At 72.1% G+C, this 16,593-nt stretch carries 9 protein-coding genes and 2 pseudogenes; 2 read left to right on the top strand and 9 right to left on the bottom strand.

Annotated elements, in window-relative coordinates; genetic code table 11:
• Positions 1–2 precede the first annotated feature (2 nt).
• From BN1555_RS25300 to BN1555_RS25275, 6 genes and pseudogenes are all read right to left on the bottom strand, one after another.
• A complete protein-coding gene (locus BN1555_RS25300) occupies positions 3–626 on the bottom strand; it encodes a hypothetical protein (protein WP_176710129.1) in 624 nt (207 codons plus the stop codon).
• Positions 611–1,732, bottom strand: a complete 1,122-nt coding sequence (locus BN1555_RS25295) for a ParA family protein (protein WP_093801524.1) — start codon at positions 1,730–1,732, stop codon at positions 611–613. Before BN1555_RS25295 ends, BN1555_RS25300 begins: the two co-directional genes overlap by 16 nt.
• A 380-nt stretch (positions 1,733–2,112) precedes the next feature.
• Entirely contained in the window at positions 2,113–3,228 is a 1,116-nt protein-coding gene (gene ald / locus BN1555_RS25290; protein WP_093803636.1) for an alanine dehydrogenase, read from the bottom strand.
• Between the two features lie 145 nt (positions 3,229–3,373).
• Positions 3,374–5,430, bottom strand: a pseudogene (locus BN1555_RS25285) (tetratricopeptide repeat protein).
• A 187-nt stretch (positions 5,431–5,617) separates the two neighbouring features.
• Complete coding sequence (locus BN1555_RS25280; RefSeq protein ID WP_093801523.1) at positions 5,618–6,244, bottom strand: NUDIX domain-containing protein; 627 nt, start codon at positions 6,242–6,244, stop codon at positions 5,618–5,620.
• 83 nt (positions 6,245–6,327) lie between these two features.
• Positions 6,328–7,962 (bottom strand): CTP synthase, encoded by a 1,635-nt coding sequence (locus tag BN1555_RS25275; protein WP_255306155.1) that lies wholly within the window; start codon positions 7,960–7,962, stop codon positions 6,328–6,330.
• Positions 7,963–8,384: 422 nt separating this feature from the next.
• On the opposite strand from BN1555_RS25275, the gene BN1555_RS25270 reads away from it, so the two are divergent.
• On the top strand, positions 8,385–10,187 hold the full coding sequence (locus tag BN1555_RS25270; protein ID WP_093801521.1) for a glycoside hydrolase family 15 protein: 1,803 nt from the start codon (positions 8,385–8,387) through the stop codon (positions 10,185–10,187).
• 104 nt (positions 10,188–10,291) lie between these two features.
• On the opposite strand, the pseudogene BN1555_RS25265 reads toward BN1555_RS25270, so the two are convergent.
• Positions 10,292–11,240: pseudogene (locus BN1555_RS25265) on the bottom strand (hypothetical protein).
• Between the two features lie 234 nt (positions 11,241–11,474).
• Between BN1555_RS25265 and BN1555_RS25260 the strand changes: the two are divergent.
• Complete coding sequence (locus tag BN1555_RS25260) at positions 11,475–13,124, top strand: PucR family transcriptional regulator (protein ID WP_093801520.1); 1,650 nt, start codon at positions 11,475–11,477, stop codon at positions 13,122–13,124.
• Here the strand turns inward: BN1555_RS25260 and BN1555_RS25255 are convergent.
• Positions 13,121–14,230 carry a glycosyltransferase family 4 protein gene (locus BN1555_RS25255; protein WP_255306154.1) on the bottom strand — a complete coding sequence of 370 codons (1,110 nt, stop codon included), beginning with the start codon at positions 14,228–14,230 and terminating at the stop codon, positions 13,121–13,123. The genes BN1555_RS25260 and BN1555_RS25255 overlap by 4 nt on opposite strands.
• A gap of 306 nt (positions 14,231–14,536) precedes the next feature.
• Positions 14,537–16,255 carry a DNA repair protein RecN gene (recN, locus tag BN1555_RS25250; protein ID WP_093803634.1) on the bottom strand — a complete coding sequence of 573 codons (1,719 nt, stop codon included), beginning with the start codon at positions 16,253–16,255 and terminating at the stop codon, positions 14,537–14,539.
• Positions 16,256–16,593 lie beyond the last annotated feature (338 nt).

The raw sequence follows: 16,593 nt of genomic DNA, 5'->3' as shown, positions 1-16,593 counted from the left end.
GGTCAGCGGCCGCGCAGGCGCCGTACGAGAATGCTCGCGTCGCCGCGCGACTCCAGGTCCGCGAGTACGACGGCGACCGCTTCCCGCACGATCCGGCCGCGGTCGACGGCAAGCCCGTGCTCACCGCGCAGCACCAGCCGCGCGTGCTCCAGGTCCATCAGTTCCTCGGCCGAGACGTAGACCGTGATCTTCTCGTCGTGCCGTTCGCGGCCGCTGGGACGACGGTTCGCCCCGCGTCCGCCCCGGCGCCGCGGCTGGGCGCCCGTGGCAGGGGCCGCAGAACGCTGCTGGGAGGGCTGCTGCGAAGCCCGCTGGCCCTCCGGCGCGCGGCGGGCCTCGGCGGCGGCAGCGGCCGCCTGGTCGCCCTCCACGGCCCGGCTGCGGTGCCCGCCGGCCTCCGCGTCGGCGGCGGTGTGCTCAGCCGCGTCACCGGAGTCGGCAGAGCCCCGGGGCGGCGCACCCTCGGACTGCTCGGCCGCCGTCGTGGGGTCGCTCTCCGCCGCAGGGCCGGGCACACGCGCCTCGCCGCCCGCGGGCGGGCGGCGAGGGGACGACGGCTGAAGCGCCGTTCCCCCGGTCGTGCGGAACAGTTCGTCGGCCCCCGGCAGACTCACTCGGCGTGACACCGGGCGAGCACCTCCCTGGCGAGCTGGCGATAAGCGGCCGCACCGACCGAGTTGGAGGCGTACGTCGTGATCGGCTCACCGGCGACCGTGGTCTCCGGGAAGCGGACCGTACGCCCGATCACCGTGTGGTAGACGTGCTCGTCGAAGGCCTCGACGACCCGCGCCAGCACCTCACGGCTGTGCACCGTGCGGGAGTCGTACATCGTGGCGAGGATGCCGTCGAGCTCCAGGTCGGGGTTGAGCCGCTCCTGGACCTTCTCGATCGTCTCGGTCAGCAGGGCCACGCCGCGCAGCGCGAAGAACTCGCACTCGAGCGGCACTATCACCTTGTGGGCCGCCGTCAGGGCGTTCACGGTGAGCAGACCGAGCGAGGGCTGGCAGTCGATCACGATGTAGTCGTAGTCGGCCATCAGCGGCTTGAGCGCCCGCTGAAGTGTCGACTCGCGGGCCACCTCGCTGACCAGCTGGACCTCGGCCGCCGACAAGTCGATATTGCTCGGCAGCAGGTCCATGTTGGGCACCGCGGTCTTCAGGAGGACCTCGTCGGCCGACATGCCCCGCTCCATGAGCAGGTTGTAGACCGTGAGGTCGAGCTCCATCGGGTTCACGCCGAGCCCGACCGACAGGGCTCCCTGCGGGTCGAAGTCGACGAGCAGGACCCGTCGTCCGTACTCCGCGAGGGCCGCACCCAGATTGATCGTGGACGTCGTCTTGCCGACGCCGCCCTTCTGGTTGCACATGGCGATGATCTTCGCGGGGCCGTGGTCGGCCAGCGGGCCCGGGATCGGGAAGTACGGCAGCGGCCGTCCGGTCGGGCCGATCCGCTCGCGGCGCTGGCGGGCAGCGTCGGGGGCGAGGGTGGCCGCGTACTCGGGGTCGGGCTCGTACTCTGCGTCGGGATCGTAGAAGTGCCCCTCGGGCACCTCGTCGAAGTCGGCGAAACGGGTGGTGGACTTGTCCCCACTCTGGTCGCCGGCCATGGCGTTCACGTGTAGGCCGTCCATGCTCTGGTGGGCTGTCGTCATGTGCTGATGGGTGGCGAAGGTGCGGACAGCGACGGAGCCGACAGCCTGGAGCCCCGACGGGTCCTGGCTCCGCGCAGGCATCCCTGGTTGACCACCCCCGGGAGTAAATGTCGACTCATTCACAAGTCGTCTTACCTCCTTGGACGTGACCAGGAAACTTATCGATAGGTCAGCGTGGCACCATGCCGACGGTTGGCGACTCTATGGCGTGTCACCGGTCCGCAGCAACACAATCCGCCGGACCCGGCCCGATGTGTCGGCAATGGAACACCCCTGTGTCAAGGGTGCGCGAGCGGCAAACCGGGGCACGGGCCACGCGTTTCACAGGGTCGCGAAACGGTTAAAGTGTTACGTTCGCGGCGAGTTGAACAAGTCCTCGAACGCAGCCGGACACGCATCCGGCCGGACCTTGTCGACAAGGTCCGGCCGGATGCGTGAGGTTGACGACTTTTGTTGACGCGTCAGGCGAGAAGCGTGCCCAGCTCGACGTGCGGCAGCTCGTGGGCCTCGGCGACCTCGCGGTAGACCACCTGGCCGTCATGGGTGTTGAGACCCTTGGCGAGGGCCGCGTCGCGGCGCAGCGCCTCGACCCAGCCGCGGTTCGCGAGCTCCACGATGTAGGGCAGCGTGGCGTTCGTCAGTGCGTACGTCGAGGTGTTCGGGACGGCGCCCGGCATGTTGGCGACGCAGTAGAAGACCGAGTTGTGGACGTTGAACGTCGGCTCGGCGTGCGTCGTCGGGTGCGAGTCCTCGAAGCAGCCGCCCTGGTCGATCGCGATGTCGACAAGAACACTTCCGGGCTTCATCTTGGCGACGAGCTCGTTGGTGACGAGCTTCGGGGCCTTCGCGCCGGGGATGAGCACGGCGCCGATGACGAGGTCGGCCTCGACGACGGCCTTCTCCAGCTCGTAGGCGTTGGAGACGATCGTCTTCACCTTGGTGCCGAAGACCTTGTCGGCCTCGCGCAGCTTGTTGATGTCACGGTCGAGCAGGGTCACGTGGAAGCCCATGCCGACGGCGATCTGCGTGGCGTTCCAGCCGGAGACGCCACCGCCGATGACGACGGCCTCGCCGGCCGCCGTACCCGGGACGCCGCCCGGCAGCACGCCGCGGCCGCCGACCGAGCGCATCAGGTGGTACGCGCCGACCTGCGGGGCCAGCCGGCCCGCGACCTCGGACATCGGGGCGAGCAGCGGCAGGGCGCGGTTCGCGGTCTCCACCGTCTCGTACGCGATCGCCGTGGTGCCGGACTCCAGCAGGGCGTCCGTGCACTCGCGGGAGGCGGCGAGGTGCAGGTAGGTGAAGAGCGTCTGGTCCTTGCGGAGGCGGTGGTACTCCTCGGCGATGGGCTCCTTGACCTTCAGCAGCAGGTCAGCGGTGGCCCAGACCTCGTCCGCGGTGGCCAGGATCTGCGCACCGGCGGCGACGTACTCGCCGTCCGTGATCGAGGATCCGGCGCCGGCGTTCTGCTCGACGAAGACCTGGTGCCCGTGGCGCACCAGCTCGTGCACTCCGGCAGGGGTGATGGCCACCCGGAACTCGTTGTTCTTGACCTCGCGGGGGATGCCGACCTTCACGTCGATCACGGTCCTTGGCTCAGGGGAATAAAAGGGTCAATGCCATACATACCCAGGTACGCACGGCACACCCGGGGAACACCGCAATATGACGCGGCAGAGCCAGTCTAATGAAGGATTTCCAGCTGTCTAGCCTTACAAAGCATCAATCTCCCAGCGAACCACTGCGGATTTCGTAGGCAGAACCTTCTTCTTCGAGCAGTCTTTCCGCAGTGGCCCTGTGCAGCCGCGCGGCCGCCGGGTCCCCCAGCCTGTCGAGCGTGTCCGCGAGCCTCAGCTCCAGCGCCGCGTGCAGCCGCACGTCGCCGGCCCGGCGCGCCCACTCGACGGCCTCGCGGCACGTGCGCAGCGATTCCTCGGGCCGGCCCGCGTACTCCTGCACCCGCGCGACTTCGCTCAACGCCCGCGCGTGACCCGGCAGATCGCCCGTCCTGCGGTGACCCGCCGCCGAAGCCCGCCAGTTGCGCAGCGCCTCGCCGTAACGGCCCGCATAGGTGTGCACGGTCCCGAGCCGCCCGTACAGCCGCGCCACGTCGGCGTGCTCTCCACGCGTCAGCCGCTGTTCGAGCGCCCGGCCGTACCAGTCGGAGGCGCGTGACCAGTCGCCCAATTCCTGGTATGCCCCCCTACGGATTCCATCGCGCGGCCCGTCGCGTACGGGTCGCCGGCCGCCCGGCCCGCGTCCAGCGCCGCCCGGTAGCGCGTCAGCGCCTCCTGCGTGCGTCCGGTCCGCGCGTCCAGGTCGGCGAGGTTCAGCAGCGCGGCGGCCTGTTCGCGGTGCAGACCGCACCGCTCGGCCACATCGAGTACGAGCCGGTGCAGCCCGTACAGCTCGGGGGCCGCGGCTTCGGGGCCCCGGTGCGCCACCAGCGCCCGCACCAGCGCGGCCACCAGCCGGCGCGCCAGGGTGTCGAGTTCACCGTCCTCCACCGCGACCCGGGCGGAGGCGAGCAGCGCGGGCTGCCGGACCCGCAGCCACTCGGCGGCGGCCGGGACGTTGGGGAAGCGCAGCGCGCGCGGCAGCCCCGACAGCTTCTTGCGGGCCGGGGAACCGTCGGGCTCGGTGACCGCCCAGCAGGACTGGAGCCGGCGTACGGTCCGCTCCAGCATCCTGGCCCGGGCCAGCTGCACCTCGGCGGGCCGGTCCAGGTCCTCCATCAGCGCCTTCATCATGGGCGCGAGGCAGCCGGGCACCCCGTACTGCGGGCCGGTCTCCCGCTCCCGGTCCGCCTGCCTCCTCAGCAGGCCGAGCGCGACGAAGTCGTCCAGTGTGGTCTGGGCGCCGGAGACCGAGCAGCCGGCCAGCGCGGAGGCGGTGTGCGCGTCCACGAGGCCGGCGGGTGCCAGGGCGAGCAGGCGCAGCATCCGCGCCGTGGGCTGCGGCAGCGACTCGTACACGAACCGGAAGGCGCGGGCGAGCGGCCTGGCCCCGGTGGGCTGCGCGGGGTCGACCGGGATGTCGTGCAGCCGCTTGGTCACGTCGGACACCGACGCCTTGGGGCTGGCCGCGAGCCAGCCTCCGATCAGCGCCAGCGCGGCGGGCTGTCCCCCGCACTCCTCGGCGAGCGTGTGGGCCGCCGTGGGGTCGACGGTGATCCTGACCGCTCCCGTGGAACGGGCCAGGAACTCGACGGCGGATCCGGTGTCCAGGCCGCCGATCGTGCAGGGCCGGACGCCGGGGATACCGGTGAGCGGGCCCCGGGCCGTGGCCACGACCAGGCAGTCCGGGTTGTCGGGCAGCAGCGGATCGACCTGCTCGGCGTCGGCGGCGTCGTCGAGGACCAGCAGGACGCGCCGTACGGTGAGCGCCTCGCGCACCAGCTCGGACAGCTCGTCGTCCCCGGCCCCGGGCGGGGCGGCGATCCGGAGGTCGTCGAGCAGCGCGCGGGCCGTGCGCTCGGTGGGCACGCGCTCGCCGCCCGGGTCGGTCAGCCGGGCACGCAGCACGCCGTCGGGGTAGTCGCCGGCGAGGCTCGCGGTGAGTTCCCCGGCGAGGGCGGTGCGCCCGGAGCCCGGGCGTCCCGCGATCAGCAGCACGCGCGCCCTCGGCGCCTTGCGGCCGGCGAGGGTGTCGAGCCCGGCCCGCTCGATGTCGGCCCGCAGCTCCTTCAGCTCGCGCGCTCTGCCGAAGAACTCACCCGTCGCCCGCCCTGCCGCGGAACCCGCCGCCGTGCCGCTGGTGTCCACCGCCTGATCCGTCACGGGCCACGCTCCCGTCCGCCTGCGCACAAGCCCGTCCGCGTCTGCGGCCGGGAACTTCGAGCGTAGTTCACTCTCTGCTACGGACTGTGCGGAGCGCGGCGGGGACGTCCCCCGATCGGATCAGCAGATTTTCATTCCCCGCCCCGGCTCGGCGGCAGGGCGGGACGACGGAGTCCCGCGGGCCGGTCTAGGCGTCGAAGGGGCGCGCCGGCCACGGCGTACCGGCCGGGCGGAGCGCGTCGACCCCGTCACCGGCGAGCGCGGCCGTCAGCGCGAGAACGCCCGTCACCAGGCAGGTGTTGTGCAGGTCCCCGGCCAGCACGCCCCGCACGAGCTCCGGGAGCGGGACCCGCGCGTGCTCCATGTCCGCCTCCTCCTCCTCGACCAGGAAGCGCTCGCCCTCGGCCTCGGAGAGACCGCTGGCGAAGAAGATCCGTACGGCCTCGTCGCACCCTCCCGGCGTGGGGTAGATGTCGGCCAGCACCCGCCAGTCCTCGGCCTTGACGTGTGCCTCTTCGTAGAGCTCGCGCTGAGCGGCGCTCAGCGGATTCTCGCCGGGTACGTCGAGCAGGCCCGCCGGGATCTCCCAGAGCCGCTGGCGCACGGGGTGCCGGTACTGGCGGATGAGCAGGACGCGGTCGTCGTCGTCGAGGGCCAGGACCGCCACGGAACCGGGGTGGACCTGGTAGTCGCGGCGTACCACGGTGCCGTCGGGCATGACCACGTCGTCGGTGCGGACGCTCGTCTTGTTGCCCGTGAAGGGAACCACGGTCGCGGTGACCTGCCACTCCTCGGGGGTGTCCTTGATGGCCATGAAAGCGTCCTCCCAAAGCAGAAAGCAGAAAGCCGGGGTGCGGGCCCGAAAGGCCCGTACCCCGGCAACCGTATCTCTTGCGCCTACTTGCCGGTCTTGCGCTCCACGGCCGCCTTCACCAGGCCCGCGAAGAGCGGGTGCGGGCGGGTCGGGCGGGAGCGGAGCTCGGGGTGCGCCTGGGTGGCGACCAGGTAGGGGTGCACCTCGCGCGGGTACTCGACGTACTCGACGAGCTTGTTGTCCGGGGACGTGCCGGAGAAGACGATTCCCGTCTTCTTCTCCAGTTCCGCGCGGTAGGCGTTGTTCACCTCGTAGCGGTGGCGGTGGCGCTCGTCGACGTAGGGCTGGTCGCCGTAGACCTCACGGACGATCGAGCCCTCGGCGAGCTTCGCCGGGTACAGGCCCAGGCGCATGGTGCCGCCCAGGTCGCCCGCGCCCTCGACGTACGCGAGCTGCTCCTCCATGGTGGAGATCACCGGGTGGGCGGTCGCCGCGTCGAACTCGGTGGAGTTGGCGTCCGCGATGCCCGCGAGGTTGCGCGCCGCCTCGACGACGATGCACTGGAGGCCCAGGCAGAGGCCGAGCAGCGGGATCTTGTTCTCGCGGGCGTACTGGATGGCGCCGACCTTGCCGTTGACGCCGCGCTCGCCGAAACCGCCGGGGATGACGATCGCGTCGACGTCCCCGAGCTGCTTCTCGGCGGCCGCCTGCGTCTTGCAGTCGTCGGAGGTGACCCACTTCACCTTGACGCGGGCCTTGTTGGCGAAACCGCCGGCGCGCATGGCCTCGGTCACCGACAGGTAGGCGTCGGGCAGGTCGATGTACTTGCCGACGAGCGCGACCGTGACCTCGTGGTCGGGGTTGTGGACGCGGTCCAGCAGGTCCTCCCACTGGGTCCAGTTCACGTCGCGGAACGGCAGGTCCAGCTTGCGGACGACGTACGCGTCCAGGCCCTCGGTGTGCAACACCTTCGGGATGTCGTAGATGGACTTGGCGTCGATCGCGGCGACCACGGCGGCCTCGTCGACGTCGCACATCAGCGAGATCTTGCGCTTGATGGAGAGCGGGACCTCGCGGTCGGCGCGCAGCACGATGGCGTCCGGCTGGATACCGATGTTGCGCAGCGCCGCGACCGAGTGCTGCGTCGGCTTGGTCTTCAGCTCACCGGACGGGCCGATGTAGGGCAGCAGCGAGATGTGCACGACGAAGACGTTGTCGCGGCCGACCTCGTGGCGGACCTGGCGGACCGTCTCCAGGAACGGCAGCGACTCGATGTCGCCGACCGTGCCGCCGACCTCGGTGATGACGACGTCGACGTCGTCGGTCGCCATGCGCCGGATGCGGTGCTTGATCTCGTTGGTGATGTGCGGGATGACCTGGACGGTGTCGCCGAGGTACTCGCCGCGCCGCTCCTTGGCGATGACCTGCGAGTAGACCTGGCCGGTGGTGACGTTGGCCGAGCCGTCGAGGTCGACGTCGAGGAAGCGCTCGTAGTGGCCGATGTCCAGGTCGGTCTCGGCGCCGTCGTTGGTGACGAACACCTCACCGTGCTGGAAGGGGTTCATCGTGCCGGGGTCGACGTTGAGGTAGGGGTCGAGCTTCTGCATCGTGACCCGAAGGCCCCGCGCCTTGAGCAGCGCACCCAGGCTGGAGGCCGTCAGGCCCTTACCGAGGGAGGAGGCGACACCCCCGGTGACGAAGATGTGCTTGGTCGTCATGGATTTGGGCGGCATCGCCAAGAGGGGGCTCCCGTGGTCGCGAGGTGAGGTGCGTACCGGCTGCCGGCCCGGAGTGCGGGTGGTGCCGTCGCTGCGGTTTCGGGGCCTCTGAATTTCACAGACTGGCCACCGGTCCACGGGGTACCAGGGTATCAGCGACGGGAGGAGGCCGCTTCCGGCCACACGCCGCATCGTCCGCGACCGGCGACTCACCCTTAGCTCGCCCGTTCGGCCGACCGGTGTTGCCGGTACCGTCGCGCAGAGCACTTGGACGCGACGTATCCTGCTCTGATACATCGCTGCGAGCCGGCCGGCGAAGGCACCATCATCGCCCGCTCCCGGGACCAAGAGCTCGTCGAGAATCCCCTGACCGCAAGTGCCCCTTAGAGGGCGGACGTGGCCGTTCGACTGGAGATTGCAACGTGGCCGGGCGCATCGAGGACTACGCACTCATCGGAGACATGCAGACAGCGGCACTGGTCTGCAGGGACGGCACGGTCGACTGGCTGTGTCTCCCGCGCTTCGACTCACACGCCATTTTTGCCGGGATCCTCGGCACCGAGGAACACGGATTCTGGCGGATCGGCCCCGCGCACGCGGCCGAGGCCGGCCCGCCGGCGGCCGACCGCCGCCGCTACCGCGGGGACTCCCTGATCCTCGAGTCGGAGTGGGACACACCGCGCGGCACGGTCAAGGTGACCGATTTCATGCCGCCGCGCGACGGCGCGCCCCAGCTGATCCGGATCGTCGAGGGCGTCAGCGGCCGGGTGCGGATGCGCTCCGCGCTGCGGATGCGTTTCAGTTACGGCCGTGTGGTGCCCTGGGTCCACAAGGTCGAGGCGCGGACGGTCGCCGTCGCCGGGCCCGACTCGGTGTGGCTCGACACCGACGCCGAAACGCACGGCGAGGACCTCACGACGTACTCCGACTTCACCGTCTCGCCCGGTGAGCGGATCGCCTTCACCCTCAGCTGGCAGCCCTCGCACAAGGAGGAGCCGCCGCTGCCGGAGCCCGAGGCCGCGCTGGAGGCGACCGCCGATTTCTGGCGCGACTGGGTCGAGCAGTGCACGTACCACGGGCCCTACCGCGAGGCCGTGATCCGCTCGCTGATCACCCTGAAGGCGCTGACGTACGCCCCGACCGGCGGCATCGTCGCCGCGCCGACGACGTCGCTGCCGGAGGAGATCGGCGGCGTACGCAACTGGGACTACCGCTACACCTGGCTGCGGGACGCCGCGATCACGCTGTCGTCGCTGCTGCGCACCGGCTACCGCGAAGAGGCGCGCGCCTGGCGCGAGTGGTTGCTGCGGGCGGTCGCGGGCGACCCGGAGAACCTCCAGATCATGTACGGGATCGCGGGTGAGCGGGAGCTGGGCGAGGCCGAGCTGGACTGGCTGCCCGGCTACGAGAACTCGACCCCCGTACGGGTCGGCAACGGCGCCGCGCACCAGTTGCAGCTCGATGTGTACGGAGAGGTCACGGAGGCGCTGCACCTGGCCCACATGACGGGTCTGGCGCGCAACGACTACGCCTCGCTGCTCCAGCTCAAGCTGATCCGCTACCTGGAGACCCACTGGGACCAGCCGGACGAGGGCATCTGGGAGGTACGCGGTCCGCGCCGCCACTTCGTGCACTCCAAGGTGATGGCCTGGGTCGCCGTCGACCGGACCATCAAACTGATCGAGATGGGCGACGCGGACGGCCCGATCGAGAAGTGGCGCGAACTGCGCGACGAGATCCACCGCACGGTGTGCGAGAAGGGCTACGACCCGGAGCGCAACACCTTCACCCAGTCGTACGGGTCGAAGGAGCTGGACGCCTCCCTGCTGCTCATTCCGCAGGTGGGTTTCCTGCCGCCCGACGACAAGCGGGTCATCGGCACGATCGAGGCGATCCAGCGCGAGCTGTCCACGGAGGACGGTTTCGTACTGCGCTACCCGACCGCGGGTGAGGACGCGGGTGTGGACGGTCTCGCGGGTGACGAGGGCGCGTTCCTGGCGTGCTCGTTCTGGCTGGCCGACGACCTGGCGATGATCGGCCGGGTCGACGAGGCGCGCGATCTCTTCGAGAAGCTGCTGGGGCTGCGCAACGACCTCGGACTGCTGGCCGAGGAGTGGGACTCCCGGCTGCAGCGCCAGGTCGGCAACTTCCCGCAGGCCTTCAGCCACGTGCCGCTGATCGACACGGCACTGCGGCTGACGGCCAGTGGGGCGTACGGCGGCTGACCGGGCCGGCTCACCGGTCGCTTCCGGGCGGCGCGGGCTCCTTCGCCCGCGCCGCCCGGCGCCCGGTCCGCGCACCGCGTGCGTACGGAACGCGGGAGCGCCCCTCAGACGGTCGCGGCCGGTTGACCGGTCTCGCTGTCGTCGGTGCGCTCGACCGCGTCCTCCAGGACGATCCGGCCGATGACCGCGTAGCGGCCGGGCCGCTTGGCCTTGAGGCAGAAACCGAGTCCGAGGCCGCCGGAGAGGACCAGGCCGACGATCCACGGGATCAGCTCGAAGAAGAGGGAGTCGGCGGCGAGTCCGGCCGCGGTCTCCATGGTGATCACGAGCAGTACGACGACGGCGATCATGCCGATGCCGCCGAGCAGCGGGGCGGTGAAGGTCCCGAACCGGTGCCGGTCCTGCGGGTTGTTCTTGCGGAAGTAGCCGATCACCGCGAACGAGCAGAGCGTCTGGACGATGAGGATCGCCATCGTGCCGAGGATCGCCAGCAGCGTGTACAGGTGGATGTACGGGTCCTCGCCGATCAGCCAGAAGGCCGCGACCAGGAGGTGGCGACGGCGGACTGGACGTACGACGCGATGCACGGCGATCCGTGCGCGGGGTGCGTACGGCCGAGGGCGGGGTGCAGGAAGCCCTCGCGGCCGATCGCGTAGAGGTAGCGCGAGGCGCACTGGTGGAACGCCATGCCGCAGGCGAACGAACCGGTGAGCAGCAGCCACTGGAAGGCGTCGACGGCCCAGGCGCCGATGAACGCCCGCGCCGGGTCGAAGAAGAGACCGAGCCCGGCCGACGTGCCGGTGAAGGCGTTCACCGGGTTGACGGGTTCCACGGGGGTGCCGTCCGGGCCGCCGCCCGCGAGCAGCACGGCGGCGGCGACGGCGACGGCGACGGCGAAGAGCACGGTGATCTCGGCGACGAGCACGACATGGGGAGGTTCCCGGTCATCGTGGTGATCGGCGCCGCGGTGGCGACCGCCATGGGGACCACACCGACCAGTCCGACGGAGTTCGCCTCGAGCCGCTGGACCTCACGTGCGGGTTCGTCAGACATGCCGCGCCCTCTCTGTGTACGGAGGGCGACAGTCTCGGCCCGGGTGACACAGGGCACAATCGACACGGGGTCACTCAAAAGCCGTGCGGGAGCGACGACTTGTCGGCCCGCGGGACCACGCGGTGTGTCTCGTGACCGCAGGGGGATGTTCCCGGAACGGACACGCGGGTAGCGTCCACCGGATGCGGTGCCCTCCCGGGGCACGGCAGGAACGACGTCACGAGGTACATCTCAGTGGAAACGCAAGGCGGCATCACCGTGCAGCGGGCGCTGGAGCTGCCGGGGCTCCGCGGCGGACTTCCCGAGGTCGTCGCCGGCGCCGACCGGCTGAACCGCACGGTGCGCTGGGTGCACGCGGGCGAGGTGCCGAACATCGCCTCGCTGCTCAAGGGCGGCGAGCTGCTCCTGACGACCGGCCTCGGCCTCGGTACGCGCCCCGCCGAGCAGCGCGCCTTCGTACGCCGCCTCGCGGACCGCGGCATCGCGGCGCTGGTGGTGGAGCTGGGCCCGCGCTTCAGCCGGCTGCCTTCGACGATCGTGGAGACCGCGCGGACGGCCGGGCTGCCGCTCGTGCAGCTGCACCGCGAGGTGCCGTTCGTGTCCGTGACCGAAGAGGTCCACACCGAGATCGTCAACGGCCACTACACCCTTCTGCGGCGCGCCGAGGAGGTCCACCGGCGCTGTACGGAGGCGCTGCTCGGCGGGGGCGGCATCCCCCAGGTCCTCGGCATCCTCGCGGACTTCACCGCCAACCCGGTCTTCCTGGAGACGGTGGACGGGCAGTTGCTGTACGCGGCGGCGCCCGGATCGGGCGAGGCGTGCGCGGACCTCCTCCAGGTGTGGGAGGGCCTGCGCGGTCAGCGGGAGACGCGCGAGGCGGGCCCGCCCGCGAACGGCGTGCTGGTGGACGTACCGGGTGGCGGACACGGCGCGGGGGCGGTGCGGGCCAGGATCGCCCTGCTCGCGGTCGTGTCGCCCCTTCTGCCCGTCCACCGGATCGCGGCCGAGCGGGCGGCCGGGATCCTCGCGGTCGTCCTGATGCAGGCGCGCCAGGAGGAGGAGCTCGCCGCGCGCGGGCGAGGTGACTTCCTGACAGACCTGGCGGAGGGCCGCATCGCGGCCGAGGACGCGCCCGCGCAGGCCGGGGTGCTCGGCTTCAAACCGGGCGAGGGGCCGCTGCTGCCGGTGGTGATGCGGCTCGCGGCCGAGCTGGCGCCGGCCGGCAACTGGGCGGTGCTGGCGCGGGCCGTCCTGGAAGAGCTCTCGGCTGTCGGCGTGCCGGTCCTCCTCGGTGTACGCCCCGTGGAAGGCCGCGTACCGCTGCTGCTCGGCCTGCGCTCCGAATCGGAACGTACGGCGGTCGCCGACCGGGTGGCCGCCGCGCTGCGCGCCGGGGTGCAGCGGGCCGGCCTGGAGCGCGCGGGCGGCCACTCCCCGGTCGTGGTCGTCGGCGTCGCGGGCAGCTGGGCGGCGGCGTCCGCGGGCCTGCGGCACGCGGCGGAGACGGCCACGGCGGCCCAGGGGCTCTCCGACCGTCCCTGGTACGACGCCCGGCGTCTCGACATCGACCTGCTGCTGTGGCGCCTGCGCGACCATCCGGACCTGGCGGCCTTCGTGGACCGGGCGATCGGCCCGCTCCGCGACCACGACCGGACGTCCCGCCCGCCCCTGCTGCCCACGCTGCAGACGTATCTCGCGCACGCGGGCCGCAAGGCGGAGACGGCCCGCGAGCTGCATCTGAACCGCCAGACCCTCTACAACCGCCTGGCCCGCATCTCCGAACTCCTCGGCACGGACCTGGACGATCCCCAGACGGTCCTGGCCCTGAGTCTCGCCCTGCGCGCCCGTCGCCACACGGCCCAGGGCGCCACCCCGTCCGGCTAACCCTGGCCGGTCAACTCGTCGTACACGCTGAGCACTTGCACCACGGTCTCGTCCTCGGTCGGCCAGGTCGCGGCCTGCGCCCTGCCCGCCTCGGCCAGCCACAGCCGTCGCGCGGGGTCGGCCAGCAGCCGGACGACCGCTCCCGCGAGCGCCTCGCTGTCCCCGTACGGGACGAGTTCGGCGGCGTCGCCGACCAGCTCCGGCACCCCACCGACCGCTGTGGCGACGAGCGGCACGCCGCAGCGCAGCGCTTCCTGGGCGAGCACGGAACGTGCCTCCCACCGGCTGGCGAGCACCGCGACATCGGCGGCGGCGAGGAGTTCGCCGATGTCGTCACGGCGGCCGATGAGCCTGACAGGCAGCGATTCGTCCTCGATACGCCGCTGGAGGGCGCCGCGCTCGCGCCCCTCGCCCGCGACGACCAGGAGGGGCGCGGGGTCGAGATCGCGCCAGGTCCGGGCGGCGTCGAGGAGTGCCTCGTACCCCCGGCCGCGCACGAGGCTTCCGACGGCCATGACCAACGGCCGTTCCACGGCGCCGAGTTCCGCGCGCGCCTTGTTCTCGGACGCGTTCACGGGCGGACGCGGCGCGGGCACGGTGACCGGCGCGAGCCGCGCGTCACGGGCACCCCGGCTGCGGGCCCGGGCGACCAGGTCGGACGACGTGCCCAGCACGACCGCGGCCGCCCTGGCGGCCCTGCGCTCCAGCAGCCGCACCACGGGACCGCGCGGTCCGTCGGCGTCCGCCCGGGTGTGCCAGGTGACCACGAGGGGGATCCGCCGCCCCTTCAGCGCCAGCGCGCTGCGCACGGCGGCGTGCAGCCCATGGGCGTGCACGAGGTCCGCCCCGGCGCAGGCCGCCCGCAGCGCCGCCACGGCCACGGGATCACTGCGCCGCGGCACGGGGACGAAACTCGCCCCCGAACCATTGAAGTCGTACGGGACCTCGACCCCCGCGGGGGCGCAGACCGCCACTCGCAGACCGTGCGCGACGAGCCCCGCGGCCAGCGACCTGACGTGCGCGCTGCTGCCCGCGCTGTCGCCACCGAGGACTTGGACCACGCTCAGCGGCGACTGGCCGTACGGCGGGACCGGGGTGCTGCTCACGTCGGTCGGAGCTCCTGAGTCGGCGTCGAACGGCGGGCGTGCTGCGCACGGGGCGTGCCGCGAACAGCGGGCGTGCTGCGCCAAGAATGCCAGTCCGTACGTGCGTTCCGGCGCCGCGGAAGGGTCGAACCCCTGGTCGCACTTCACCGGTGTCACCCACATAGGTGATCAACGGTCTCCGTGGAACACCGCAGCACGCACGCCGCCGGCGCCCGGTGTCAGCGGACCCGGCGCCCCCGGGCCGGCGGCCGTACAGCGGCGGGGCCGGCCAAGTGAGCGGCGCGGGCGGCCACCACCGCCACCGCCCTACCCGTCGCTCCGCGCCGCCGCCAGCAGTTCCTCCGCGTGCGCCCGGGCCGTCTGCGAGTCCTCCTGCCCGGCCAGCATCCGCGACAGCTCCCGCACCCGGTCCTCGCCCTCCAGCACCGTGACCCCGCTGCGGGTGACCGACCCGTCACTGGTCTTCTCCACCAGCAACTGCCGATCGGCGAACGCCGCGACCTGCGGCAGGTGCGTCACCACGACGACCTGCGCCGACTTGGCGAGCTTCGCCAGCCGCCGTCCGACCTCGACCGCCGCCTTGCCGCCCACACCCGCGTCGACCTCGTCGAACAGGTAGGTCGGCACCGGATCGGACCCGGCGAAGACCACCTCCACCGCCAGCATCACCCGGGAGAGCTCACCGCCCGAAGCGCCCTTGGCGATCGGCCGGGGCTGGGCACCGGGGTGCGGCGCGAGCAGCAGCTCGACCTCGTCGGCCCCGGACGGCCCGTACGCCACCAGCCGCCCGCCGACCTCGATGCCCTCCGGGTCCTCGGCCTGCCGTACGTCGATGGTGACCCGCGCGTGCGGCATGGCGAGCGACGCCAGTTCCTCGGTGACGGCGTCGGCGAATCTCTTCGCCGCCTCCGTGCGCGCGTCGGTCAATGCCTGCGCCAGCCCGGCCAGTTCTTCCCGCAGCGCGTCCCGCTCGGCCGTCAGCTCGCCGATCCGGTCGTCGTCGCCCTCCAGCTCGGTCAGGCGTGCGGAGCCGTCCTGGGCCCACGCGAGCACCGCCCTGATGTCCTCGCCGTACTTGCGCGTGAGCTGGGTGAGCGCGGCCCGCCGCTCCTCCACCGCGGAGAGCCGCAGCGGATCGGCGTCGAGGTCGTCGGCGTACCCGGCCAGTTCCCCCGCCACGTCCCCCAGCAGGATGCCGATCTCACCGATGCGCTCGGCCAGCGCGGCGAGCGCCGGGTCGTGGGCGCGTACGGCGTCCAGCGCCCGGTGCGCCCCGGCGACCAGGGTGGTCGCGTCGACGCTCTCCGGGTCCTCGGGGTTCCCGACGAGCGCGGCGTGCGCGACGGCAGCCGCCGAGGCCAGGGCTTCGGCGTGCCCGAGCCGCTCGGCCTCCGCGGCGAGTTCCACGTCCTCGTCCGCCCGGGGCTCCACCGCCGCGATCTCGTCGAGCCCGAAGCGCAGCAGATCGGCCTCCTGCGCACGCTCACGCGCCCGGGTGGTCAGCTCGTCCAGCTCCGCCACGACGGTACGCAGCCGCCGGTACGCGGCCGCGTACTTCGTATGGGGGACGGCGACGGCGTCGCCCGCGTACCGGTCCAGCGCCTGCCGCTGCCGGGCCGGCCTCATCAGGCCCTGCTGATCGGTCTGCCCGTGTACGGCGACGAGGTCGTCGGCCAGCTCCGCGAGGAGCCCCACCGGAACCGACCGCCCGCCCACGTGGGCGCGCGAGCGTCCCTCGGCCGAGATCGTTCTGCTGACCAGCAGCGCCCCGTCGTCGAGTTCGGCACCCGCCTCCCGGGCCCGTACGGCGGCGGGCGCGTCGGCGGGCACGGTGATCCGCCCCTCGACGACCGCCGCCTTGGCCCCGATCCGCACGAGGGCGGGGTCGGCGCGCCCGCCGAGCAGCAGCCCGAGGCTGGTGACGACCATGGTCTTGCCCGCGCCGGTCTCGCCGGTCACCGCGGTGAACCCCGGTGACAGCTCGACGACGGCATCGTCAATGACGCCCAGCGACCGTATCCGCATCTCCTCCAACACGGACACGACCTTACGAGGTCCTGACCCCACTGTGCGACGGACCCCGCTCCGACACTCCCCCGCGCTGCCCCTCGCTCCCGTGCGCTCCGGCCTCACTGTCCTGCCGAAAACCCCGTCCGGGTCCGGGTGATCACCCCCGGGCGCGACATGCTCTCCCGCCCACACCCTGAATCCATGGGACCGGGAGGGCAGGGCCGGCCCTGCGCGGCCGGCGCCCCGCCTTCGCCGCCCCGCCTTCGCCGCCGCAGACGGCGTGTCCGCGAGCGTGAGCGGCACGGCCGCGGCCCTCCCGATCGGTTTGATCTACATGTCGATTTTCATGGTCG

It is taken from the genome of Streptomyces sp. Wb2n-11, from assembly GCF_001049855.1.
GTDB lineage: Bacteria > Actinomycetota > Actinomycetes > Streptomycetales > Streptomycetaceae > Streptomyces > Streptomyces altiplanensis.
The sequence above is the reverse complement of the archived record's forward strand: the minus strand, read 5'-3'. Positions and strand labels throughout refer to the sequence as shown.